A 23,672-nucleotide genomic window follows, 5' to 3' on the forward strand; every position below is an offset into this window, starting at 1 on the left:
TCCTCGAAAAATGCTTCGCCGTGTCGGGCCTGTTCGCGCCAGAATAATCACAACGAAGATGAACCCAGCATTACCGTTGCCTCTATCATGGTACGGAAATGCGGCTGAAAAACATGAAATATTCGTAAGGAAACAGCCGGATGACGGCGACTGTGCAAGCAAGTCGGCAAGACTGCGCGCTCCGGAATCCGGAACTCATGGTTGCGAAACCTGTTCGCCCGGAGAAACAGCCGCGGCTTCCGAAAGGCCGCGGCACTGCCTGCTGTCTAGCGCGGCGGCAGGATTGCGGCGCCGCCGGCCGCCTGGACGGCGAGGCTGCCCATGGCAATGCCCTCGCGCAGGAAGACATCGGCACTGGCACCACCCAGCCAGGCGTGGATCAGCCCGGCATTGAAGGCGTCGCCCGCCCCGGTCGTATCCACGACCTTGACGGTGGGGGCGGCGTCATGGAGCCTGAGATCGCCGGCCGCAAAATAGGCGCCGCCGGCACCGGCTTTCAGCGCCACGGCCGGGAAGCGCCGGGCGAGCCTGTCCAGCGCTTCGGCGGGATCGGCGCATCCGGTGATGGCAACGGCTTCCTCGACATTCGGCAGGAAAAGATCGACGCCGGCGCAGCGGTCGAGGAAATCCTTCTGGTAGATCAGCGTCTCGTCCCAGCTCGGATCGAGCGACACTGTCAGGCCGTTCTCCCGCGCCTTGCCGACAAGACCCGGAATTTCCGCAAGTGTCGCGAATTCGGCGATGTGAAGATGACGCGCCTCGCTCCAGGCGAGCGCTTCGCCAAGGGTTGCCGGCTCGGCGCCGCCCGCACGTCGCGACAGGAAGGCCCTCTCCTCGCCGTTGTTGATGGCGACAGTCACCTGCGGGCCGGCATCGGCGGCCCGGTCCACAAAGCGCAGGTCGATGCCGCTCGTCTCCAGTTCCGCGGTCAGGCCGTTCGAAAGCCCGTCGGTGCCAAGACGGGCGAGCAGAGCGGTCTTGCGGCCGATATGGGCGCAATAGGCCGCCATGATGAAAGCGCCGCCGCCTGCGGCAATGCGCAGGTCATCGGCAAATATTTCGCGCCCGAGAACGGGCATGGTCTCCAGTCCCGTGAAAATCAGGTCGCAGTAGATCCGGCCGATGCTGAGCACCGCCGATCGCATGTCATTATCAGATGTCATTGGCGCCCGAGGGCCTTTTCCGTTTTTGCATCGAAAACATAGAGAGCACCGGATGCCGCATGGGCATTCACGGCGCTGCCGACGGCCGGTATCACCTTACCGGGGGCGGTTGCAATCACCGATGTTCCCGCCACATCGAAATGCACGAGCGTTTCGGCGCCGAGCGGCTCGACGGCCGTCACCGTACCCGAGAGGGAAAGGACGCCCGTGCCCTCGCCGATCACCAGATCATGCGGGCGTACGCCGACAAGATGCGGACCGCCCTGCCCGATGCGGATACCATCGGCTGCAGCAGTACCCGGCAGAAGGTTCATCGACGGACTGCCGATAAAGCGCGCGGTGAAGACATCGGCCGGGTTCTCATAGATATCCATCGGCGTCCCTGCCTGCAGGATGTGGCCGTCCTTCATGACGACGATACGGTCGGCCATGGTCATGGCCTCGACCTGATCATGCGTGACATAAACGATCGTCGTACCCAAGCGCTGGTGCAGGCGCTTGATCTCGATGCGCATCTGCGTGCGCAGCTGGGCGTCGAGGTTCGACAGCGGTTCGTCGAAGAGGAAGGCGGAGGGATTGCGCACCATGGCGCGGCCGATCGCGACGCGCTGGCGCTGGCCGCCGGACAGGGCCGCGGGACGGCGGGCAAGATAATCGGTCAGGCCGAGAATCTGGGCCGTCTCGTCGATGCGCTTGTCCTTTTCCGCCTGCGAGAGCTTCGAGGTATAGAGGCCGAAGCCGATATTCTGGCGCACGCTCATATGCGGATAGATGGCGTAGTTCTGGAACACCATGGCGATGTTGCGCTGTTTCGGCTCGCGCTCGTTGACCACCTCGCCGCCAATCTTCAGCGTGCCGCCGGAGATGTCTTCAAGACCGGCGATCATGCGCAGTGTCGTTGACTTGCCGCAGCCGGACGGGCCGACGAAGACGACGAATTCTCCATCTTCGATCGAAAGATCGATGCCGTGGACGACATCCAGCTTGCCGTAGCGTTTGACGAGCCCCTGCAGTTCGATATTTGCCATCAGGCGGCCCCCATCAATGCCGTGAATCTGGTGTGAAGTTCCTCGGCAGCGGCGGCTTCGCGCGCTGCGTTCTCCTGTGCCTGTCTGGCGAATGCGGCAGCCTTTTCCTGATAGGCTGCAAGCGCATCCGCCATCGGTGCCGGTGCGGGACCGCCGAAGCGGGCGCGGACGGCAACGAAATGTTCCGGTGAGACGATCTCGGCAAACTGCGCCTTGTCGATACCGGGCTTGCGGCCGGCCAGTTCCTCGAAAGCAGCGAGGAAAGGTTCGTAGCCGTCATCCGAAAGGCCGCCGCCCCTGGCGACCACGGCGCGGGCGACCGTTGCGGCAATCTCATGCGCCTGCCGGAAGGAGAGCCCCTCGCGGCGGACCAGCGAATCCGCCAGTTCGGTGATGGTGATGCAGGAGCGGCGGATATTTTCCGCCACACGTTCCGGGTCGATGCTGATCTGGGAAACGAAGGCGGCCAGCAGGTCGAGCACGCGGCCGGCAGACTGGAAAGCTTCGTAGCCCATGCCCTGCGTTTCGCCCTCGCTGTCGTTCATGTCGGTAAAGGGCGTATTGTGCATGATATCGAGCACCGTGCGGGCGCGCCCGAAGGTCTGGCTGGCCAGATGCCGCATATGCTCGATCGGCACCGGATTGCGCTTTTGCGGCATGATCGAGGAGATCTGCACCAGTGCGTTCGGCACATAGATCTGGCCGACCTCGAAGCTCGTCCAGAACTGGAAATCCTGGATCAGTCGGCCAAGATGCAGGAACATCAGCTCGATCGCGCTGTAGGTGGAGGTCGTGTAATCGACGGCCGCGATGCAGCTGTAGGAATTGCGCAGCGGCGCGGCGAAGCCCAGCAGCTCGGCGACACGGGCGCGATCGATCGGAAAGCCCGAAGTGGTGATCGCCGCAGCGCCCATGGGGCTCAAGTCGACGATCTCGCGCGCCTCGGCAAAACGCTCGATATCGCGGATCAGCACCTCGATTGCTGCCGAAAGATAGTGGCCGAAGGTGGTCGGCTGTGCCGGCTGGCCGTGGGTGTAGGCGACGATCAGCGTCTCCTTTTCCCAGTCGGCGGCCGCAATCATGGCGTCGAGAAGCTTGCGCGCCTTGGCCATCAGCGCGTCGATGCGTTCCTTCAGGCCGAGCTTGAACAGCGTATGGTCGATGTCGTTGCGCGAGCGCGCCGTATGGAGGCGGCCGGCAATATCGACGCCGATACGAGCCTTCAACTCCTTCTCGATCAGGAAGAAGAAATCTTCGACCTCACCGGTATAGACGAGCTTTTCCGGATCGATGTCGCGGTCGATCGCCTCAAGTGCGGCGGCGATCTTGCCGGCCTGGTCGCGATCGAGAATGCCGGTCTCGACCAGCATGACGAGATGGGCGCGGTCGATGCGGCGGAAGCCGTCGACATGATGGGTCTTGGCGCCGTCGAAGAGCGGCCTCAGCACCGTTTCCTTATAGACCGGATCAGGAAAGACGCTCCTGTCGGCAAGGCGTGGATTGGTTTCAGTCATATCTTATCCCTTCAGGCCGGCCAGCATGACGCCGCGCACGATGTAGCGCTGCAGCACCAGGAAGACGATGAGCGTCGGCAATGTCGCCAGCGCCGCACCGGTCATGATCATTTCCCATTGGATGGATTGCTCGACGGCAAAGCTCGATAGGCCAACCGGCAGCGTATAGAGTTCGCGGCTGGTAGTGACGATCAGCGGCCAGAAGAAGGCCGTCCAGTTGCCGAGGAAGGTGAAGATCGCAAGTGCGGAGAGTGCCGGCGTGACGAGCGGCATCGCCACCTTCCACCAGATCTGGAATTCGTTGAGGCCATCGATGCGGGCCGCTTCCAGAAAGTCGTTCGGGACCGTCTCGAAGAACTGCTTCATCAGGAAGGTGCCGAAGGCCGTCATCATGCCCGGGAACATGATGCCCCAGTAGCTGTCGAGCCAGCCGAGCTGGGCCGACATCAGATACCAGGGGATGACGAGCATTTCCGTTGGGATCATCAGGGTGGAGAGGATCGCGAGGAAGATCAGGTAGCGGCCACGGAATTCGAACTTGGCGAGCGTATAGCCGACAAGGCTGTCGAAGAAGACGTTGGAGAGCGTCACCGTGCAGGCAACGATCGCCGAATTCAGGAACCAGCGCATGAAGCGGCCGTCGGAGAGAACGGTGATGTAGTTCTGCAGCGTCGGCTCGGCCGGGATGAGGCGCAGGTCGTAGACCTGGCCTGCCGTCTTGAGCGAAGTCGAGAACATGAAGAGCAGCGGCGAGACCATGATGAGGCCGCCGATGAAGAGCAGCGTCCAGGTGATGATGGCGCCGGGGCGGATATTGGCCTTCGGCAGCGGCGCCGCGTTGTTTGTCGTCACGGCACTCATTTGCGCTCCCTCAAGATCCAGAGCTGCAGCAGGGAGACGCAGAGCAGGATGGCGAAGAGCACGACGGTCTGCGCGGCTGCATAACCCATGTTGTAGGATGAAAAGGCCGTCTGGTAGATCATCAGAACCAGGGGCTTGGTCGATCCGAGCGGGCCGCCGGGATCGTTGGTCGTCATGTTGTAGACCTGGTCGAAGATGCGCAGGAAACCGATCGAGGAAAAGACGACAAGGAAGACGGTCGTCGGTTTCAGGAGCGGCAGCGTGATCTTCCACAGGATCGGCCATTCGCCGAGACCGTCGATTTTTGCAGCCTCGTAAAAGGTGTTCGGAATGGCGCGAAGGCCGGCCATGAAGATGATGATCTGGAAGCCGAGGCCGGCCCAGATGGCAGTGACCATGATCGACGGCAGCGCCTGATCGACGGAGCGGATGAACTGCTGCTGCGGCAGGCCGATCAGGCCAAGCACATCATTGATGACGCCGATCGGAGCCGGCTGGTAGAACCAGCGCCAGACCCAGGCCATGGCGGCGGCGGTCGTCAGAAACGGCAGGAAATAGAGCGCGCGGATCAGGCCGTGCAGGAAACGCACGCGATCGAGGAAGAAGGCCACGACGAAGGAGACGACGAGGCTGATCGGTGTGCCGATGACGAGATAGGTAAAGGTATTGCGGAAAACCTTCCGGAACTGCGGGTCGTTATAAAGCTTCACATAGTTGGCGACGCCGATGAATTTCGGCGGCTTCATCAGGTTCCAATTGGTGAAGGACAGGTAGAAGGCCTGCAGCGTCGGATAAAAGCGGATCACGCAGTAAAACAGGATCGGCAGGGCGAGGAATGTCCAGACCCAGACGAGGCGCTTCTGGCGCATCGTCAGCCGATCCCAGAACGATCCGGCGGGACGGCCGATGGCCGCCCCTTCCGTATTCGCGGGTGCGGAGCTCATGGCCGTCCCTTATTTGCTCTTGGCGTTGTCGATGATTTCCTGCTCGGCGGTTGCCGCCTGAGCAAGCGAATCCTCGGGCGACTGCCCCTCCAGCAGAACGCGGTTGACCATGTCGATGGCGTTCTGGCGCTGGCCGGCTTCATCCACGAAGAGCGAGGTGTGCGAATAGGCGAGCGCCTTGAGGAACGGCGCATAGACCGGGTTCTTGAGGTTTTCGTCGGTCAGCGCGGCCTCGCGACGGGCCGGCAGTTCGCCGACGGTGCCCAGCCAGATCTTCATGGCTTCCGGCGAAGTCACGTAAGCGAGGAACTTCTTGGCGGCTTCCAGCTTTTCGCCGGAAACCTTGGCGCCGATACCGTTGGCGAAATAGCTCGCATAGTTGGAGCGCAGGCCATCGGCATTGGCGGGAAGTTCGGTGACGCCCCATTCGAAATCCTTGATGCTGCCGAAGGAGCCGAGGCGGAACGTGCCGTCGATGGTCATAGCCGCCTTGCCGCCGCGGAAGGCCGCCTGGCCTTCATCCATGAAGCCGGTCTGGCCGACCTTCTTTTCTGTCTGCAGGCTGGTGTAGAATTTCAGCGCCTTGAGGCCGGCATCGCTGTTGTATGTGACCTTGGAATAGTCGGCCGTATAGGGCTCGCCGCCAAACTGGCGGATCAGCACTTCGCGCCACCACTGGTGATCCTGACCGGCCATGTCGAGCGTCATGCCTTCGACGGCAATATTGCCGGCGGCATCGCGCTTGACCGTCTTTTCGGCGGCAGCGACGAATTCGTCGATCGTCTGCGGCGGCTTGTTCGGGTCGAGGCCGGCCTCCTGGAAGAGCTTCTTGTTGTAGAAGAGCGCCAGCGAACGCACGGCGGTCGGCAGGCCGTAATAATCGTCGCCACGCTTCATGGCCGATACGATCGGGAAGAAATCCTTCTCGATCTGGTCATGCGGGAAAGCATCCGTCGGCAGCGGCTGCAGCAGGCCGCCGGCGATGAACTGGTCGAGCCAGCCATAGAAGAGCTGCATCACGTCTGGACCGTTGCCGGCGAGATTGGCGGCGACGACACGCGTCTGGTAGTCGGCATAGGGAAAGGTCGTCTGCTTGACCGTAATGTCAGGATTGGCCTTCTCGAAATTGGCGATCAGCTGGTCCATCGCCTTGACGCGCGTGTCGTAGACATATTGCCAATATTCGATCTCGACAGCCTGGGCGCTGTTGACCGCAACCATGCTGATGCCGGCAAACAGGCCGGCGAATAGGATTCCGCGACGCATATTATTCCTCCATTGCCGAGCCGGCCGTCATGCCGCTCGCGCTCATCTGGTTCCCCAGGACATTCCGCCCATCGGCGGCGCCCCGATTTGATTGGCTCGGGAAGATGGAGCTGTGGCTCCGCCTTCCTCGGCATCGCACTGCGACCTGCACAGGCTGGTTCGGATGGAAGGCTTTGTCAATAAGATAATTTAGTTTAATTATTCTATTGCTCATTTCATGATATCGGCGCTATCCATATCGGCAGAGACGAGGACGGAGAGATGACACGGCCATCCGGCAAGCAGCAGATCGCGATGGGCAAGAACCCAGAACGCAGCCGCGACCACAATCGCCGCGTCGTGCTCGATGTCGTGCGCATGCATGGTTCGCTCGGCCGCATGCATATTGCCAAGCTCACGCATCTGACCGCACAGGCGGTCGCCAATATCGTCGACGAACTCGTCAGCGAAGAGCTGCTGATGGAGATTGGCCGGCTGCGCTCGGGCCGCGGCCAGCCGCCGATCCAGTTTGCCGTCAATCCCGACGGCGCCGTCACGATCGGCGTCGAAATCGCTGCCGACCATATGGTGACGACGGTGCTCGACCTTTCCGGCAAGGTGCGCTCCGAAACCATCATGCCGGTCGGCAATACCAGCCCGGAACATATCGTTCCGCTGTTTGCCGGCGAGGTGAAGACGGTGCGTGAACGTTTCCCCTCCAGGCTGCTCGGCATCGGCGTGGTCATGCCCGGTCCCTTCGAGATCGAGGGTATGAGCTCGGTCGGCCCGACCACCCTGCCCGGCTGGAGCAGCATCAACCCGGCGGCAGTTCTCAGCGAAGCCAGCGGCGAGACCGTCATCGTCGAAAACGATGCCAACGCGGCGGCTGTCGGCGAACGGCTCTTCGGTGCGGGACGCGCCATTTCCAATTTCTGCATGATCTATTTCGGCGTCGGCGTCGGTCTCGGCCTGATCCATGACGGGGCGCCTTTCCGCGGCGCCTTCGGCAATGCCGGGGAAATCGGCCACGTGGTCGTCGCCCCGCGCGGCAAGCCCTGCCCGTGCGGGCAGCGCGGCTGCCTGGAGCGGTACGCTTCGCTGCATGCGCTGAAGGAGAAGCTTGCCGAAGCCGGTTACGAGAATACCGATTTCGCGGCCATCGAAGTGCTGCACCGGGACGGCAATGCCATCGTGAAGGAGTGGATTGCAGAGACCGCGGACTATCTTTCGCCAATGGTGGCGATGCTGGAAAACGTCCTCGATCCGGAGACCGTCATTCTCGGCGGCGCGCTTCCCGATGCTGTCATCGACGAGATCGTCGCGGCCATGCAGACGCTTCCGGTCTCCGTTGCCAGCCGGCGCACGCGTGCGCTTGCACGCGTCATCCGCGGCCAGACTGGCCAGCTGACGGCAGCCCTTGGTGCTGCGGCACTGCCGCTCTTTGAAGCCGTCACACCGAAACTCGACATTTCACCGACCGCGGCCGCCGATAACACAGCTTAGAGCACGCAATTCCGGACGCAAAACCGCTACGCACTCTTGCTGGAATTGCTCAAAAAGCGCGACGCCGGTCTGCCCTAACGGAGGAACCATGCTGACCGATCGAGACCGTATTGAGAAACAGAAGCGGAGCCTTTCGCTCACGCGGCTGCACCGGGCACTCTCCCGCCTGACCTCCACCGTCACCATGATGAACACCGGCGCACATCCGGATGACGAGCATAACGGCCTGCTCGCCTATCTGCGTCTCGGCCTCGGCATGCGCGTCATCGTCGCCTGCTCGACGCGCGGCGAAGGCGGGCAGAATGCTTTGGGGCCGGAGCGGCTCGGCGCGCTCGGCATCCTGCGCAGCCGCGAGATGGAAGAAGCCGCCCGCGAACTCGACGCCGATGTGCACTGGCTCGGCCACGGGCCGGAAGATCCGATCCACGATTTCGGCTTCTCCAAGAACGGCGACCGGACCTTCGACCGCTGGGGCGAAAGGCGCATCGTCGAGCGGCTGGTGCGCGCCTATCGCACGGAGCGCCCCGATATCGTGCTGCCGACCTTCCTCGACGTGCCGGGCCAGCACGGGCATCACCGCGCCATGACGCGGGCGGCGGAAACGGCCGTCGGGCTTGCCGCCGATCCGTCGGCATTTCCCGAACATTTCGACGAGGGGCTGAGGCCGTGGCAGGTGGCGAAGTTCTACCTGCCCGCATGGTCGGGTGGTGGCGACACCTATGATGACGAAGTTCCGCCGCCGGCAACGACGCTGCCGCTCGAAGCCACCAGCTTCGAACCTGTCAGCGGCGTCAGCTACGACCATATCGGCGAGTGGTCGCGCTATTACCATGCCTCCCAGGGCATGGGCCGCTGGCACGATGTCGGCGATACCGAGTGGCCCTTGCACCTGAAGCTGAGCGCTCAAGGTTCTTTCTCGGAAACCTCCATCCTCGATTCGCTTCCCTCGACGCTCGCCGATCTCGCACGCGAGACCGAGCTGCCGCAGAGCGTCGTCGATGCGCTGATGCGGGCGGATGGCGCGATCGGCAAGGCGATCGAGCATTTTCCGGAACGATCCGCCATCGTGGACGCGCTGCTGCAGGCGGCGCATCAGATCGAGAAGGCGATCGAGGAAGCGCCTGAAGCCTTCCTCGAAACGCATGGGCATCGCCTGCGGCGCAAGCTGGTGGAAATCGATGCGGCCCTGTGCGAGGCCGGGCAGGTCTTCGTGCGGGCGGTCGCCGAACCAGCCGCGCTTTCGCCCGGTGCAACCGGCACGCTGATCCTTCATCTCGCCGGCAATGCCGGGGCCGCGGTCGTCTCGGCCGACATCAGATTGCCGCAAGGCGTTTCGGCAAGCATCAAGGAAACCCAGCCGCAGAGGATCGTCCATGCGCTGACCGCAGCAGCGGATGCGCCGCTCACGCGGCAATATCAGCCGGGATGGTCGAGCCTTGGCGGCAACGGCAATGCGGCGGTCGATGTGAGGGCGCAGATCGGCGGCCGTTCGGTAACGATGAGCGTCGATCTCGAAGAGCCGCTTACCGTTGCGCCGCAGCATTCGCTGGCCCTTCAGCCCAATGCCCTCATCATCCCCGTGGAAGGCGACAGGCCGGAAATGGCGGTCAAGGCCGTGTCCGCGGGGCGTGTCGGCTTTTCCGCGCCGAGCGGCTGGACGGTCAAGGAGACCGGCGGCACATTCACGCTCTCGCCTCCCGCCGCGATCACACCCGGCCTCGTCACCCTCACGCCGCTCGTGGACGGTGAGCCTGCCATGCGCATCTCGCCGATCGCCTATCCGCATATCGGCCGCACCAGCTTTCGCGAGCCGGAACTGCTGCGGGTTCTGGCGCTTGACCTCAAACTGTCCGAAGGGGCGAAGATCGGCTATGTCGGCGGCGGCGCGGATCGTGTTGGGCTCTGGCTGGGCCGCATGGGGCTCGACGTCACCGAACTCGATGCGCAGGCCCTGTCCGGCGATCTCTCCCGCTTCACCACCATCGTCGTCGGCATCTTCGCCTTCGGCATTCGTGGGGATCTCGCGGCAGCAACCGCCCGCCTGCATCGGTTCGTCGAAGAAGGCGGCCATCTGCTGACGCTCTATCATCGTCCGAGCGACGGCTGGCAGCCGGAGGCCACGCCGCCCAAACGGATCGAGATCGGCTCGCCCTCGGTTCGCTGGCGCGTGACCGACCCGGCGGCTGACGTGACCGTGCTGGAAGCCGATCACCCGCTGCTCAAGGGGCCGAACAGGATCGTGCCCGCGGACTGGGACGGCTGGGACAAGGAACGCGGCCTCTATTTCGCTTCCCGCTGGGACGACGCCTATGTGCCGCTGCTTGCCATGCACGATCCCGAAGAGCAGCCGCTCAAGGGTGCGTTGATTTCTGCTGCAATCGGCAGGGGCCGGCATACGCATACGAGCCTCGTGCTGCATCACCAGCTCGACAAGCTGACGCCGGGCGCCTTCCGGCTGATTGCCAATCTCGTCCAGCCCGCCTGAGGCGACGGGAATGGATGCGTCCGCGACAGCCAGGGACAGCCGCTCCGGCATTCTCTGGCTGCTCTGCGACACGACGCTGGTGACGGGCATGACGGTGCTGGTGAAGATGCAGGGCGCCTCCTATCCGGCGATCCAGCTCGTCTTCATCCGTGCGCTGATCGGGCTCCTGCTCATCCTGCCGATGATCTGGCGGCATCGCCGGCAGCTCGTCCACTCCAGGGATCCGTTGCGCAATATCATGCGCATCAGCTGCAATGCCGTCGCGCTGACCGGCAATTTCGTGGCCCTCACCATGCTGCCGCTGGTGCTTGTCAACGCACTCGGCTTCACGCGGCCGCTGGTTTCGATGCTGATGGCCGTTATCATGCTCGGCGAAAGGGTCAGCCGCTGGCGGTGGATCGGCGCGGTGTTTGCCTTTGCCGGCGTGCTGGTCATGCTGGCGCCGCATGCGTTCGCCTGGAATTTCGGGCTGGTGGCCGTGCTGCTGTCCATTGTCTTCGGGGCGCTGGCGACGATCCAGACGCGGATGCTGCATTACGAGAATACCACCGTGATGATGGTCTTCTACACGGCGGGCCTCACCGTCATCACCTTCGTTCCCGCCCTCTTCGTCTGGCAGCCGGTGCGCAGCGAGGACTGGCCCGCCCTCATCGGCATCGGACTCCTGGCGCAGCTCGGACAATTCTGTTTCCTGCGGGCCTACCAGATCGCCAGCGCCAGCCTGCTTGCGCCCTTCGGCTATCTGTCGATCGTCTTTGCGACCGCCAGCGGCTATTTCTTCTTCGATGAGGCGCCTGATCTTCGTACGCTCATCGGCATCGTCGTCATCATCGCGGCGCTGCAGGCAATCACCTTTTTGGAGCGGCGGAAAAGTTAGCGCAGCGTCGGATCGAGCCTGTCGCGCAGCCAGTCGCCGACCACGGATACCGAGAGCGTGGTGATGACGATCACCGCTGCCGGCATCAGCATGATCCAGGGTGCCGACTGGATATAGTCGCGACCGTAGCCGACCATGTTGCCGAGGCTCGTCTGCGGCGGCTGCAGGCCTGCTGGTCGAGAACCATTCCCTTTCATGAAACACTGCTCGGCTTGATGAGCCGGCATTTCTAGGCCGCCCATGTTTCAATGCCGTGACAGTTTTTTGATGTTTTTGTTTACATCCTCAAAGTCGCACAAACTTCCACATTTCGTTTCGCGTGTTGCTACTGCCCGCCCTGCGGAGAGTGCAGATCGGTGTCGGGACGGTTTCTCGAAAAACGGCGAACGAGCAAGAAATGTGCCCAATGCAGAAATAAGGAGATTTTTCGGTTGACCGCGATAGGTCGCCTGCATATGTTCCGCGCACTTCCAGCCAGGGTGCTTCGCACTCGCGGAAAGGGAGAGCGTAGCTCAGCCGGTAGAGCAACTGACTTTTAATCAGTAGGTCTCGGGTTCGAACCCCGACGCTCTCACCATCGTCCTTTGTTAAGCTGCACGGCGCGAGAAGGTGCTGGAGGGTGAATGCCTAAAACATCCAAAGAGCCGAGGCTTGAACACTCGGATTTCTCCGGCGAATTCGAAGATAGCGGCATTACGGTGCTGGTCGACATATCCCGGCCGGCGGGCACCAATGGGGACTGGACCCTCGAGGTCATCTCGCAGACCGAGATCGTGACGATCTGGGAAGACAAATTTGCCACGGATCTCGAAGCCTGGGAAGAATTCCTGGCCACCGCGGAACGCGATGGCCTGGAAAGCTTTCTCGAAGACGACGAGCCGCAACTGCATTGACGGGATATTGCCGGGAGAAAAGCCCGGCTGCTGGCTATCCCGGCCTACTCACATTCAATAGCTGCAGGAGCGACCGTCATTCGGTCTGAAGCCGTCCCGGCAGGCGCGGTTCATCGAATCTCCCGGCACGTAACCCGAGGCGGAGCCGTATGAATTCGGGGGAGTCGCGCATGCCGTCAGCACGGAAATGCCAATCAGCGCTGCGACCGCCATGAATGCCCGAAATCTGCTCATCAATATTTCTCCTCGTGGATTCTCTGTCGGCAATTTATCACGCGGTCGCCGCAACGGAATGGCTTTATAAAGGAAAAGGCCGCAACCCGTGTTCGCGGCGCCGGTTTCTACGGCCTTTCTTCATTCGAGATCGCATGGCGAGCGCAAACACATCGGCGCAAAACATATCGGCCGCGTTCCGTCGCCGACGACCGGAGATTTCGCGGAAGGTCCGGCGTGAGCCTCGTATTTCCGCCGACCGGACCTCCCGGCATTTGCAGTGGGGTGCCTGCAAATGCCGGTCGATACCACCAGTCATGCCGGATCCGATCCATTCACAGAAGCAACGACGGTTTGCGCGCGGTAAATATACACGCGCCTTGTGCCATGATGGGATGGATGGGAAAGCCGCAGGGCCTGCGGCAATTTGCAGATCGGGCCGGCCGTGGCCAGCGCGAAAAGGTGATTGGCAATCCCCCCTTTGCGGCGCTAGGAACATCGCTTGATTGCTGCCGGAGAGAATGCGTGTCGATTGCCGATATTTCCCTGTGGAGCGCGCTGCTTGCCGGAGCGCTCTCCTTCCTGTCGCCCTGCGTGCTTCCGCTCGTTCCGCCTTACCTCTGTTATATGGCGGGCATTTCCGTCGAGCAGTTCCGCGGCGGCGGCACGGTTGCTGCGGCCCCTGATGTCCGGCGCGGCGTGCTCTTCTCGGCGCTTTTCTTCACGCTCGGCTTTGCGACGGTCTTCGTGGCGCTCGGCGCCGGGGCCTCGACGATCGGCATGGTGCTGCGCCAGCATCTCGACCTGCTTGCCAAGATCGGCGGTCTGATCATCATCGTGATGGGGCTGAATTTCCTCGGGCTTTTCCGCATCGGCATCCTGGCGCGCGAAGCCCGATTCCAGGGCAACGGCAAGCCGGCGACGCTGACGGGCGCTTACATCATGGGGCTGGCCTTCGCCTTCGGCTGGACGCCCTGCATCGGGCCGGTGCTCGGAGCGATTCTTGGCGTTGCCGCATCGCGTGAAACGGTCGGCTCCGGCGCGGGACTGCTTGCCGTCTATTCGCTCGGCCTTGCCGTGCCCTTCTGGATCGCCGCCGGCTTTTCAGGGGCCTTCATGCGCTTCCTGTCGCGATTCCGCCGGCATCTCGGCACGGTGGAAAAGATCATGGGTGTGTTTCTCGTGCTGACCGGCCTCGCCTTCCTGCTCGGCTGGGTCAGCAATGTCGCGATCTGGTTCCAGCAGACCTTTCCGATCCTTATGCAGATCGGCTGAGCCCAAGGCTCAGCCGGCCGCATGTTCTCCCGCAGGAGCGGCAGATCGCAGCAGGATCAGGCCTTCTTCCGCTTGAAGTGTTCCTTGATCGCATCGGGAATGTCGCGGAAGCCCCTGCCCGGCTCGATGCCTTCGCGCATGACGATGTTGCGCAGCGGCGGGATGGCCGACAGGATGTGCAGGCCCGCGGCCCGCAGCACCTGCACCGGCAGGAAACCGGAGAGCAGCGAGCGGTTCAGGAGATCGACGCTTGCCGTGCGCGTCATGATGTCGGCCCGGCGCTTGCGGTCGAAGCTTGTGCCGGCATCGGCCGCAACGGGCAGTTCGGCGCGCGCGCACAGAAGATCGGTCAGCGCCATGATATCGCGAAGGCTGAGATTGAGGCCCTGCGCCCCGATCGGCGGGAAGACGTGTGCTGCCTCGCCGATCAGCGCGATGCGGCCCTTGCCGAAACGATGCGCCATCATGCCGGACAGGGGCCAGATCTGAACGCCCTCTTCCACCGTGACCTTGCCGAGCATGGACTGCATGCGCTCTTCCACGACATTGCCGAGTTCGGCAAGCGATAGCTCGATGCGGGCTGCGGCATCGGAGGGATTCTGCACCCAGACGAGGCTGGAACGATTGCCCGGCAGCGGCACCTGGGTGAAAGGGCCGTGCTCCGTGTGGAACTCTGTGGAAATATTCTGATGCGGCAGCGTATGGCCAAAATTCAGCACCATGGCCGATTGCGGATAGGACCAGCTGCGCACGTCGATACCGGCCGTCTCACGCAGCTTCGACTTGCGGCCGTCAGCACCGATGGCGAAATCGACGGCAAGCTCTTCGCCGCCGGCAAGCGTAATCGTCACATCATCAGGTGTGATGGCGATCGTTTCCGCCATGTCGGCGAAACGGGTGATATTGCCCTCGGCAGCCGCAGCGGCTTCGAGCACGTCCATCAGCGCCTTGTTCGGGAAATTGTAGCCGAAGGCATCCAGCCCGACCTCGGCCGAGCGGAAACTCGTGGTCGGCGCGCGCAGCAGCCGGTTGGTGCCGTCGATGATGCGCATGCTGGTGAGCGGTGCTGCGGCCGGACGGAGCTTTTCCCAGAGTGTCAGCCGATCCAGGAAGCGGATCGACTGGTCCATCAGCGCCGTGGTGCGGCGATCTTCCTTGGGAGATGGCGGCGCAACCAGCGCCACATTGCGACCGCCGCGTGCCAGGGCAACCGCGGCGATCATGCCGGCGAGACCGCCGCCGATCACCGCCACTTCGAATTTTCTCATTCTATCGTTCCGTCATCGAAAAGACGGCAGAACCGGCGACCTCAGGCGGCCGGCTTTGCCTGACGGCGCCAACTATAGCCCTTACCGGCTTCGGCGTCACGCACCGCCGGCTGATAATGATGCGGAATGGACGGCAGGCGCTTTTCCGACAGGCGGCGGATCGCCGTCTCGTTGGTGACGGCGAAACTGTCGATGCCGACACGCAGCATCAGCGGCACCTGGTCGATCAGCACGTCGCCGACGGCGCGCAGCTCGTTGGTATAACCGAGGCGCTGACGCAGCAGCGAAGCATGGCTGAAGGCGCGGCCGTCGTTGAAGGCCGGGAAGGCGACGGCCACGATCTCCAGACGATAGAGATAGGGCTCGAGTTTGAGCACGTCATCGGCCGGCTTGATCAGCACGCCGAAGCCGACATCGTTGCTTTCGTCGGCCTTGGCGATCAGCTCGTCGAGCGTCAGAAGCGGCTTCTGGTCGCCCGTTGCCTTCACTTCGTCCGTCTCGATCACCCAGGGATCGTTTTCGACAAAACCGGTCTCTCTCCAGATCTTCGTCATCATTCCCTCCTTATGCCGCTTCCGCTGCCGAGCCGTAGAGCGCATCCTTGAAAGGCTGCGGACCGACGCGGCGATAGGCGGCGAGGAAGGTTTCGGACGGATCCTGACGCAGGCCGAGATAGGTGTCGACGATCGTTTCGATCGCATCCGTCACCTTGTCCGGCTCGAAGCCGCGGCCGATGATTTCACCGATCGAGGTATGCTCGCCGCCGGAACCGCCGAGCGTGATCTGGTAGAGTTCGGCGCCCTTCTTCTCCACACCCAGCAGGCCGATATGGCCGACATGGTGATGGCCGCAGGCATTGATGCAGCCGGAGATCTTGATCTTCAGCTCACCGATCTCGGCCTGGCGGGCCGGATCGCCGAAGCGGCGGGAGATTTCCTGCGCGACCGGAATGGAGCGCGCATTGGCGAGCGCGCAATAGTCCAGCCCCGGACAGGCGATGATATCGGTGATGAGGCCGGCATTGGCCTCGGCGAGATTGATCGCCACCAGGCCGCGATAGACGGCTTCGAGATCGGCGAGCGCCACATGCGGCAGGATCAGGTTCTGCTCGTGGCTGACACGGATTTCGTCGAAAGCATATTCCTGCGCGAGATCGGCAACCGCATCCATCTGCGCGTCGGAAGCGTCACCCGGAATGCCGCCGATCGGCTTCAGCGAGATCGTCACCATGCCGTAATCAGGGTTCTTGTGCGGCTGGACATTCTGCTGAACCCAGCGGGCAAACGCCGGATCGGCCTTCTTCCAGCGGGCGAGGTTTTCCCAGCCTTCCGCCCGCTCCGGCAGGGCCGGCGGCGCAAAATAGGCGGCAATCGCCTGCACGTCCTGCTCCGGCAGCTTCAGCTCGGAATCCTTCAGTTGCGCGAACTCGGCCTCGACCTGGCGGGCAAGCTCTTCGGCGCCGGTTTCGTGGACGAGGATCTTGATACGGGCCTTGTACTTGTTGTCGCGGCGGCCGTGCAGGTTGTACACGCGCACGATGGCGGTCGTGTAGGAGAGCAGGTCCTCCTCGGGCAGGAAGTCCCGGATCAGCTTGGCGATCATCGGCGTGCGGCCCTGACCGCCGCCGACATAGACGGCGAAACCGATCTCGCCCTTGTCGTTCTTCTTCAGGTGCAGGCCGATATCGTGAACTTGGATGGCGGCGCGATCGCGCTCGGCACCGGTCACGGCGATCTTGAACTTGCGCGGCAGGAAAGAAAATTCCGGGTGGACCGAAGACCACTGGCGCAGGATTTCGGCATAGGGGCGCGGATCGGCGACCTCATCGGCCGCGGCGCCGGCGAAGTGATCGGCCGTCACGTTTCTGATGCAGTTGCCCGAGGTCTGGAGGGCGTGCATCTCGACCGTTGCGAGGTCGGCAAGCGCATCGGGTATCTCGGACAGTTTCGGCCAGTTGAACTGCAGGTTCTGGCGCGTGGTGAAATGGCCGTAACCGCGGTCATAGGTGCGGGCGATATGGGCGAGCATGCGCATCTGGCGCGAGCTCAGCGTGCCGTAGGGAATGGCGATGCGCAGCATATAGGCATGAAGCTGCAGGTAGACACCGTTCATCAGGCGCAGCGGCTTGAATGCGTCCTCGGCCAGCTCACCCGAAAGGCGGCGCTGGACCTGATCTCGAAACTGCTCGACGCGCTCGGAGACAAAGGCGTGGTCAAATTCGTCGTAACGGTACATCGTCTTCCTCAGACTGCAATGAATTCGGGATCGGCCGGCTTGTAGCCGGGCGCATATTCCATGGTCGGACCCTGGGCGCGGATGCGTTCACGCAGGCGCAGCGGCCAGAGCTGGCCGTTGTTTTCCTGCACCTCGACAACGGCGACATCGACGACCTTGTTGTCGGCGTAGGATTTCTTGCCGATCTCTTCGAGGGCGGCGACAGCTTCGGCATGGCGGGCGACGAGCGCTTCCTGCAACGAGGTCACCCACTCGCCATTGGCGTTCAGCCACACGGCGATGCCGTCCGTCAGGCGGTTGGCGGTCAGAACCTTGTCTACCATGTCAGCTCCTTGCAAGTTCATCGAACCGGATGCGCTCGCGCACCAGCGGTTCGGACAGTTCGAAATTGGCGCCTGCGACCGCATCGCCGATAATGACCATCACCGGTCCCGTCAATTCGTCACGATGCTGCAGGTCGGGAAGATCGCGCAGGGTGCCGTGCAACAGGCGGCGGTCGGCGCGGCTGGCATTCTCGATAACGGCAACCGTGGTTTCCGGGGGAATGCCCGCCTGCATCAGCCGCCCGGCGACGGAAGCGGCGACCGTGCGCCCCATATAGACGGCGACAGTGGCGCCCGATGCAGCAAGGCTTGCCCAGTCCGGCAGGACATCGCCGGTCAGATCATGGCCGGTCGTGAAGACCAGGGAGGAGGCAACGCCGCGTAGCGTCAGCGGCAGCTCGAAATCGGCGGCAGCGGCGAAGGCCGAGGTGATGCCAGGCACGATCTCGTAGGAGATGCCGGCAGCGCGCAGCGCGGCCATCTCCTCCCCGGCCCGGCCATAGACCAGCGGATCGCCGCTCTTCAAGCGCACGACACGCTTGCCCTGGCGGCCGAGATCGACGAGCAGGTCGTTGATCTCTTCCTGGGACTTGGAATGGCAGCCCTTGCGCTTGCCGACCGAGAGGCGCTCGGCATCGCGGCGGCCCATATCGACGATCGCCTGCGGCACCAGCGCGTCATAGACGATGACATCCGCTTCCATCATGACGCGCTGGGCGCGCAAGGTCAGCAGATCCTCGGCGCCCGGACCGGCGCCGACGAGCCAGACATGGCCTTCGACGCGGTCCAGCGAGCGGAGCAAGCCGTTGGCGGCACGGCGAGCCTGCGGAAGATTGCCGTTTGCGACCGCATCGGCAACGGGGCCGGAGAAGAAGCGGCGCCAGAAGATGCGACGCGAGACACCGCGCGGAACGAGATGTTCCACCGCTTTGCGATAGCTGGTCGCAAGGGCGGCAAGGCGCCCCAGGGACGGCGACAGAAGCTGGTCGATCTGGGCGCGGATCATCTGGGCCAGCACCGGCCCTGCCCCTTCGGTGCCGATCGCAACCGCGACGGGCGCACGGTTGACGAGAGCCGGCGTGAAGAAATCGCAGTAGTCGGGCTGATCGACGGCGTTGGCCGGGATCTTCGCGGCGCGGGCGGCATCGATGATGCGGCGATCCTGCTCTGCGTCACCGGTTGCGGCAAAGACCAGAACGGCACCCTCGACCCGTTCGGGAGCGAAGACTTCGCGAACGGTTTCGATGCGGTTGGCGATCAGAAAAGCGTGGTAATCGGCCTGCGGGCGATCGGCATGCGCGACAATGCGCGCCTGCGTGTTCAAGAGCAGGCGAACCTTGGCGAAAGCTTCGTCGCCATTGCCGAAAACGGCCGCAATCCGGCCTTCCACGCGAAAGAAGGCGGGAAATACGGAAAGCTGTTCAGTCCTGGGAGGCATTCTCAATCCACTTCGAAGTTGGCCGAATATGCATTCTCCGGACAGACGAATGAAGAAACAGAATTCCAAAGGCCGGCCAGCCGCGTATTCTTTTACCCGGTTGATCAATGATTTGAGAAAACTCACCCGTGCGACCTAAAAACCACATAACTTGAGCCTTTCGCCAAGGTTTTCGCCGCGAGCGGCCGACCGGGCAGGCGAATAAAGCTTGTGGCAAAGTCGACTGCCGGACAGTTGCGCATTCCGCTTCACACCGATGGGCGATAGGATAAGGCGAACAGGAGATTTTCATGCCGGAAAAGACAATCGCCGCCCGCCTGCTGCAGGTCGTGGAAGAGAATATCCTGCCGATGACGGAGCTTGGCGTCGCCGCCGGCAACAAGGTGTTCGGGGCGGCGATCCTGCGCAAATCCGATCTGTCGCTCATCCTCGCCGAAACCAATAACGAGCTCGAAAACCCGCTCTGGCACGGTGAAGTGCATACACTGAAGCGCTTTTATGAACGCAAGGACAGACCGGCGACGAAAGACCTGATTTTCCTCTCCACGCACGAACCCTGCACGATGTGCATGTCGGCGATCACCTGGGCCGGCTTCGATAATTTCTATTATTTCTTCAGCCACGAGGATTCGCGCGACAGCTTTGCGATCCCGCACGATCTGAAAATCCTGAAGGAAGTCTTCGGTCTCGAGCCCGGCGGCTACAGACGGCAGAATGCCTTCTGGAACAGTTTTGCGATCGCCGATCTGGTCGAGACCGAGGACGAAGGCCTGAAGGCCGAACTCAAGGCGCAGACGGCACGGATCAAAGCACGCTATGCCGCCCTTTCCGGCACCTATCAGGCCACCAAGAGCGCCAACGACATTCCGCTGAACTGAGAGACCATGGAACCTTCGAAAGACATTTCCCGCCTGATCGAGATCATGGCAGCCCTTCGCAACCCACAGACCGGTTGCCCGTGGGACATCGAGCAGGATTTCGAGAGCATCAAGCCCTACACGATCGAGGAAGCCTATGAGGTTGCCGATGCGATCGAGCGCAAGGATATGGACGATCTCTGCGACGAGCTTGGCGACCTGCTGCTGCAGGTGGTCTTCCACGCGCGCATGGCCGAGGAAGCCGGCGAGTTCTCGTTCGGCGACGTCGTGGAGGCGATCACCCGCAAGATGATCCGCCGCCACCCGCATGTCTTTGCCCGTTCGGATGCGGACACGCCCGATGCCGTGAAGAAGCAGTGGGACGAGATCAAGCAGGCCGAAAAGCGCGAGCGCACCGAACGCCGGGCACGGCGCGGCCTGTCAGAGGATTTCAAGGCGGGCTTCCTCGGCTCGGTGCAACGCAGCTTTCCGGCATTGACCGAAGCGCTGAAGCTGCAGGAGCGTGCCGCCAAGGTCGGCTTCGACTGGTCGGCACCGGAGCCGATCCTCGACAAGATCGAGGAGGAGATCGACGAGTTGCGTGTCGCGCTGCGCGACGGCGACAAAACCAAGGTCAGCGACGAGCTTGGCGACCTGATCTTCGCAGTCGTCAATATCGGCCGGCATGTGAAAGCCGACCCGGAACAGGCACTGCGCGGAACGAATACGAAGTTCCGCCGCCGATTCAATCACATCGAGATGGTTCTTGAGGCTGAAGGCGAGACGCTGGAGGCAGCCAGCCTGGAGCGGATGGAAGAGATCTGGCAGGCGGCCAAGGCGATCGAGCGGGCGGTCGTGGCAGGGGCGGAATAAACTCCGCCCGGACGGACCTACCGCTCCCAATCTTCCTTCGCGGGCTTCGGGCCATTGCCGATCCGGCGTTCCAGTTCTGCGGCTTCGGTCTCCGACAGACGCAGTTCCAGTGTCACCGAGCCGTCCTCGTTGTCCTCGCGGCTATCGACGATCGCATGATCGTAAAGCCAGGGCAGCAGCGCCAGCTTGTCCACCGGCAGCGTGATCGCCGTTTCCGTCATGACGCCGGAGAGACGACGGCTGATTTCATCCATCAGCCTGTCCACGCCCTCGCCGCTGATGGCGGAAACGGCGATGACATTCTGTGTGCCGGAGGCCTTCTGCACGATAGCGTCATGGCTATCTGGCTCCAGCCGGTCGATCTTGTTCCAGACTTCGAGGATGCGGCGCTGGCCTTCGGCCTCGTCGATGCCGAGATCGTTGAGAATACGCAGCACGTCGGCGCTCTGGGCCTGATTGTCCACGTCGGACATGTCGCGCACATGCAGGATGAGATCGGCTTCCAGCACCTCTTCCAGCGTTGCGCGGAAGGCGGCGACCAGATGGGTCGGCAGATCGGAGATGAAGCCGACGGTATCGGACAGGATGACGGTGCGGCCATGCGGCAGCTTCATGCGGCGCAACGTCGGGTCGAGCGTCGCAAAAAGCATGTCTTCGGCGAGAACCCCTGCCCCGGTGATGCGGTTGAAGAGCGTCGACTTGCCGGCGTTGGTGTAACCGACGAGCGCCACGATCGGATGCGGCACCTTCCGGCGCTTGGCGCGGTGCAGCTGGCGGGTGCGCACCACCTGCTCCAGCTCGCGTTCGAGCTTGATGATACGGTCCTGCAGCAGGCGCCGGTCGGCTTCGATCTGGGTTTCACCCGGACCACCCATGAAACCGCCGCCGCCGCGCTGGCGCTCAAGGTGGGTCCAGCTTCGAACCAGCCGGCCCTTCTGATAGTTCAGATGCGCAAGATCGACCTGCAGCGTGCCTTCCTTGGTGGAGGCACGCCGGCCGAAGATTTCGAGGATCAGGCCCGTCCGGTCGATGACCTTGGCGTTCCATTCCTTTTCCAGATTGCGCTGCTGCACCGGCGTCAGCGGATGATCGACGATGACGAGACCGGAATCACGCTCATCGAGCAGGTGCTTGATCTCTTCGATCTTGCCCGTGCCGAGCAGCGTTGCCGGGCGAGGATCGTTGACGGGCACGATGGAGGCGTTGACGACATCAAGGTCGATTGCCTGTGCCAGGCCCGTTGCTTCTTCGAGACGGCTTTCCGGCGTGCGGGTCGATGCCGACTCAGTCTGCCCGCCGCGCGAGCGCGACTTCAGTACCGGCACGACGACGGTCGCGCGCATATCATCCCTGTCCTTGGCGGCTTCAGGGATGATGGAATCGTTCTTTGTATCGCGTGTCGAAATGACGGCCGGCCTTGGTTAGGACGCTGCTTCTTCGCTCTCGAACATCTGCATTGGCTGACCAGGCATGATGGTCGAGATCGCGTGTTTATACACGAGCTGCGAATGTCCGTCACGGCGAAGCAAAACACAGAAATTGTCGAAAGACGTGACAACGCCCGTGAGTTTTACACCGTTAATCAGAAAGATTGTCAGGGAAATCTTTTGCTTGCGTACAGTATTGAGAAATAAGTCCTGCAGATTCTGAGAACGTTCCGCCATCGCGCCGCTTCTTTCTTTATTGCCAGCCTGATCAAGCCGGTAGAATATCAATCAACCTCTCCAGCAAGGCAGGTGGCACCCTCATTCCTCCAGCCCAGCAAATCTTGGTATCAAATCGCAATCTTTTCCGCAACGTCGAAAAAGGCTTCCCGAATATTCTGTGACAGGCTTCCCGGATGACCGTTCGCGATGGCCTGTCCGTCGATGGAAACCACCGGAAAACAAATGCTTGTGGCGGCGGTGATGAAGACCTCGCGGGCGGCCATCATCTCCGAAACGGAGAACTTTCGCTCGACGATTTCAACCCCCAGTTTAGCCGCGACATCGATGAGGGTCGTGCGCGTGATGCCGCGCAGGATGCCATGGTCGGCCGGTCGCGTTACCAGCTTACCATCGGCATCGACGATCCAGACGTTGGTCGCAGCGCCCTCCTTCACCATGCCGTCGGCATCGATATAGATCGCCTCCTGAGCGCCCGCCTCCTTCGCCTGCTGGCGCGCAAGGGCGTTCGACAGCAGCCCCACCGTCTTGATGTCGACGCGGTCCCACCGGTTGTCGGGAACGGTGATCGCCTTGATGCCGGCAGCGTTCTTCCTGGCAATGATCGACGGATCGGTGCTCTTGGCCGTCACGACGATCGACGGCGGCGTGCCCTCGGCCGGGAAGACATGGTCACGGCGGGCGACGCCGCGCGTCACCTGCAGATAAAAGAGGCCGTTACGCACATGATTGCGGCGCAGGGTCTGGCGAATCACCTGCGTCAGGGCCGCCCGGCTCATCGGCCAGGCGATGCGCAATTCGCCCAGCGAACGATCGAGACGGTTGAGATGCCGCGTCAGGTCGACGATCAGGCCGTGACGGACTTCGCAGACCTCGTAGACACCATCGGCGAACTGATAGCCGCGATCCTCGATATGCACCGTGGCATCGGAATGCGGCACGTAACGTCCATTCACATAGGCAATTCTGGGCATTGAAAACCTGCTTCAGGCAAAGGGAGGGAACCGGCGCGG

At 62.5% G+C, this 23,672-nt stretch carries 22 protein-coding genes, 1 tRNA gene and 1 pseudogene; 8 read left to right on the plus strand and 16 right to left on the minus strand.

The annotated features are described in order from the left end of the window. Nucleotides 1-266: 266 nt before the first annotated feature. The 6 genes from ACFPWW_RS01555 to ACFPWW_RS01580 all read right to left on the minus strand — a co-directional run bounded on the left by ACFPWW_RS01555 (nucleotide 267) and on the right by ACFPWW_RS01580 (nucleotide 6,776). On the minus strand, nucleotides 267-1,163 hold the full coding sequence (locus tag ACFPWW_RS01555) for a carbohydrate kinase family protein (RefSeq protein ID WP_377310029.1): 897 nt from the start codon (nucleotides 1,161-1,163) through the stop codon (nucleotides 267-269). Next, complete coding sequence (locus ACFPWW_RS01560) at nucleotides 1,160-2,191, minus strand: ABC transporter ATP-binding protein (RefSeq protein ID WP_113413944.1); 1,032 nt, start codon at nucleotides 2,189-2,191, stop codon at nucleotides 1,160-1,162. Before ACFPWW_RS01560 ends, ACFPWW_RS01555 begins: the two co-directional genes overlap by 4 nt. Continuing rightward, nucleotides 2,191-3,705 carry an argininosuccinate lyase gene (gene argH, locus ACFPWW_RS01565; protein ID WP_377310032.1) on the minus strand — a complete coding sequence of 505 codons (1,515 nt, stop codon included), beginning with the start codon at nucleotides 3,703-3,705 and terminating at the stop codon, nucleotides 2,191-2,193. Before argH ends, ACFPWW_RS01560 begins: the two co-directional genes overlap by 1 nt. Nucleotides 3,706-3,708: 3 nt before the next feature. Further along, nucleotides 3,709-4,566 carry a carbohydrate ABC transporter permease gene (locus tag ACFPWW_RS01570; protein WP_112567967.1) on the minus strand — a complete coding sequence of 286 codons (858 nt, stop codon included), beginning with the start codon at nucleotides 4,564-4,566 and terminating at the stop codon, nucleotides 3,709-3,711. Beyond that, the gene (locus ACFPWW_RS01575) at nucleotides 4,563-5,435 is read right to left on the minus strand and encodes a carbohydrate ABC transporter permease (protein ID WP_377310410.1); all 873 of its coding nucleotides are present in this window, start codon (nucleotides 5,433-5,435) and stop codon (nucleotides 4,563-4,565) included. The genes ACFPWW_RS01570 and ACFPWW_RS01575 overlap by 4 nt, the downstream gene beginning before the upstream one ends. Before the next feature lie 84 nt (nucleotides 5,436-5,519). Next, nucleotides 5,520-6,776: an extracellular solute-binding protein gene (locus tag ACFPWW_RS01580; RefSeq protein ID WP_112706150.1), complete on the minus strand. Its 1,257-nt coding sequence runs from the start codon at nucleotides 6,774-6,776 to the stop codon at nucleotides 5,520-5,522. 261 nt (nucleotides 6,777-7,037) lie between these two features. Between ACFPWW_RS01580 and ACFPWW_RS01585 the strand changes: the two genes are divergently transcribed. From ACFPWW_RS01585 to ACFPWW_RS01595, 3 genes are all read left to right on the plus strand, one after another. After that, nucleotides 7,038-8,258, plus strand: coding sequence for an ROK family protein (locus ACFPWW_RS01585; RefSeq protein WP_112706148.1), 1,221 nt, complete (start codon nucleotides 7,038-7,040; stop codon nucleotides 8,256-8,258). An 88-nt stretch (nucleotides 8,259-8,346) separates the two neighbouring features. After that, complete coding sequence (locus ACFPWW_RS01590) at nucleotides 8,347-10,743, plus strand: PIG-L family deacetylase (protein ID WP_377310034.1); 2,397 nt, start codon at nucleotides 8,347-8,349, stop codon at nucleotides 10,741-10,743. Between the two features lie 10 nt (nucleotides 10,744-10,753). Beyond that, a complete protein-coding gene (locus ACFPWW_RS01595) occupies nucleotides 10,754-11,620 on the plus strand; it encodes a DMT family transporter (RefSeq protein WP_377310035.1) in 867 nt (288 codons plus the stop codon). Here the strand turns inward: ACFPWW_RS01595 and ACFPWW_RS01600 are convergent. Continuing rightward, nucleotides 11,617-11,790, minus strand: a pseudogene (locus tag ACFPWW_RS01600) (ABC transporter permease); the annotation flags it as partial. The gene ACFPWW_RS01595 and the pseudogene ACFPWW_RS01600 sit on opposite strands and share 4 nt — an antisense overlap. A gap of 331 nt (nucleotides 11,791-12,121) precedes the next feature. Between ACFPWW_RS01600 and ACFPWW_RS01605 the strand changes: the two are divergent. Further along, nucleotides 12,122-12,197, plus strand: a tRNA-Lys gene (locus ACFPWW_RS01605). A gap of 46 nt (nucleotides 12,198-12,243) precedes the next feature. Continuing rightward, the gene (locus ACFPWW_RS01610; protein ID WP_112704829.1) at nucleotides 12,244-12,513 is read left to right on the plus strand and encodes a hypothetical protein; all 270 of its coding nucleotides are present in this window, start codon (nucleotides 12,244-12,246) and stop codon (nucleotides 12,511-12,513) included. A 54-nt stretch (nucleotides 12,514-12,567) separates the two neighbouring features. On the opposite strand, the gene ACFPWW_RS01615 is transcribed toward ACFPWW_RS01610, so the two are convergent. After that, the gene (locus ACFPWW_RS01615) at nucleotides 12,568-12,747 is read right to left on the minus strand and encodes a hypothetical protein (protein ID WP_112704830.1); all 180 of its coding nucleotides are present in this window, start codon (nucleotides 12,745-12,747) and stop codon (nucleotides 12,568-12,570) included. 504 nt (nucleotides 12,748-13,251) lie between these two features. Here ACFPWW_RS01615 and ACFPWW_RS01620 point away from each other — a divergent pair. Then, complete coding sequence (locus ACFPWW_RS01620; protein WP_377310037.1) at nucleotides 13,252-14,001, plus strand: cytochrome c biogenesis CcdA family protein; 750 nt, start codon at nucleotides 13,252-13,254, stop codon at nucleotides 13,999-14,001. A 56-nt stretch (nucleotides 14,002-14,057) separates the two neighbouring features. On the opposite strand, the gene ACFPWW_RS01625 is transcribed toward ACFPWW_RS01620, so the two are convergent. The 5 genes from ACFPWW_RS01625 to cysG are packed head-to-tail and all read right to left on the minus strand — an operon-like array spanning nucleotide 14,058 to nucleotide 19,265. Next, nucleotides 14,058-15,269, minus strand: a complete 1,212-nt coding sequence (locus ACFPWW_RS01625; protein WP_112758079.1) for a UbiH/UbiF family hydroxylase — start codon at nucleotides 15,267-15,269, stop codon at nucleotides 14,058-14,060. 41 nt (nucleotides 15,270-15,310) lie between these two features. Next, nucleotides 15,311-15,823, minus strand: coding sequence for a DUF934 domain-containing protein (locus tag ACFPWW_RS01630; protein ID WP_112704833.1), 513 nt, complete (start codon nucleotides 15,821-15,823; stop codon nucleotides 15,311-15,313). Nucleotides 15,824-15,833: 10 nt separating this feature from the next. Next, nucleotides 15,834-17,504 carry a nitrite/sulfite reductase gene (locus ACFPWW_RS01635; protein WP_377310039.1) on the minus strand — a complete coding sequence of 557 codons (1,671 nt, stop codon included), beginning with the start codon at nucleotides 17,502-17,504 and terminating at the stop codon, nucleotides 15,834-15,836. An 8-nt stretch (nucleotides 17,505-17,512) separates the two neighbouring features. Beyond that, a complete protein-coding gene (locus tag ACFPWW_RS01640) occupies nucleotides 17,513-17,827 on the minus strand; it encodes a DUF2849 domain-containing protein (protein ID WP_112567992.1) in 315 nt (104 codons plus the stop codon). A gap of 1 nt (nucleotide 17,828) precedes the next feature. Then, entirely contained in the window at nucleotides 17,829-19,265 is a 1,437-nt protein-coding gene (gene cysG, locus ACFPWW_RS01645) for a siroheme synthase CysG (protein ID WP_377310041.1), read from the minus strand. A 290-nt stretch (nucleotides 19,266-19,555) separates the two neighbouring features. Between cysG and ACFPWW_RS01650 the strand changes: the two genes are divergently transcribed. Both ACFPWW_RS01650 and mazG read left to right on the plus strand, forming a co-directional pair. Further along, complete coding sequence (locus ACFPWW_RS01650) at nucleotides 19,556-20,143, plus strand: deaminase (RefSeq protein WP_112567996.1); 588 nt, start codon at nucleotides 19,556-19,558, stop codon at nucleotides 20,141-20,143. A 6-nt stretch (nucleotides 20,144-20,149) separates the two neighbouring features. Continuing rightward, the gene (gene mazG, locus ACFPWW_RS01655; RefSeq protein ID WP_377310043.1) at nucleotides 20,150-20,995 is read left to right on the plus strand and encodes a nucleoside triphosphate pyrophosphohydrolase; all 846 of its coding nucleotides are present in this window, start codon (nucleotides 20,150-20,152) and stop codon (nucleotides 20,993-20,995) included. 17 nt (nucleotides 20,996-21,012) lie between these two features. Here the strand turns inward: mazG and hflX are convergent, their stop codons facing one another. From hflX to ACFPWW_RS01670, 3 genes are all read right to left on the minus strand, one after another. After that, nucleotides 21,013-22,338 (minus strand): GTPase HflX, encoded by a 1,326-nt coding sequence (gene hflX, locus ACFPWW_RS01660; protein ID WP_112568000.1) that lies wholly within the window; start codon nucleotides 22,336-22,338, stop codon nucleotides 21,013-21,015. 78 nt (nucleotides 22,339-22,416) lie between these two features. Further along, complete coding sequence (gene hfq / locus ACFPWW_RS01665) at nucleotides 22,417-22,659, minus strand: RNA chaperone Hfq (protein ID WP_003539403.1); 243 nt, start codon at nucleotides 22,657-22,659, stop codon at nucleotides 22,417-22,419. A gap of 110 nt (nucleotides 22,660-22,769) precedes the next feature. Next, nucleotides 22,770-23,633 carry a D-amino-acid transaminase gene (locus ACFPWW_RS01670; protein ID WP_377310045.1) on the minus strand — a complete coding sequence of 288 codons (864 nt, stop codon included), beginning with the start codon at nucleotides 23,631-23,633 and terminating at the stop codon, nucleotides 22,770-22,772. Between the last annotated feature and the right edge of the window lie 39 nt (nucleotides 23,634-23,672).

This window comes from Rhizobium sp. GCM10022189, assembly GCF_042656325.1.
GTDB lineage: Bacteria > Pseudomonadota > Alphaproteobacteria > Rhizobiales > Rhizobiaceae > Rhizobium.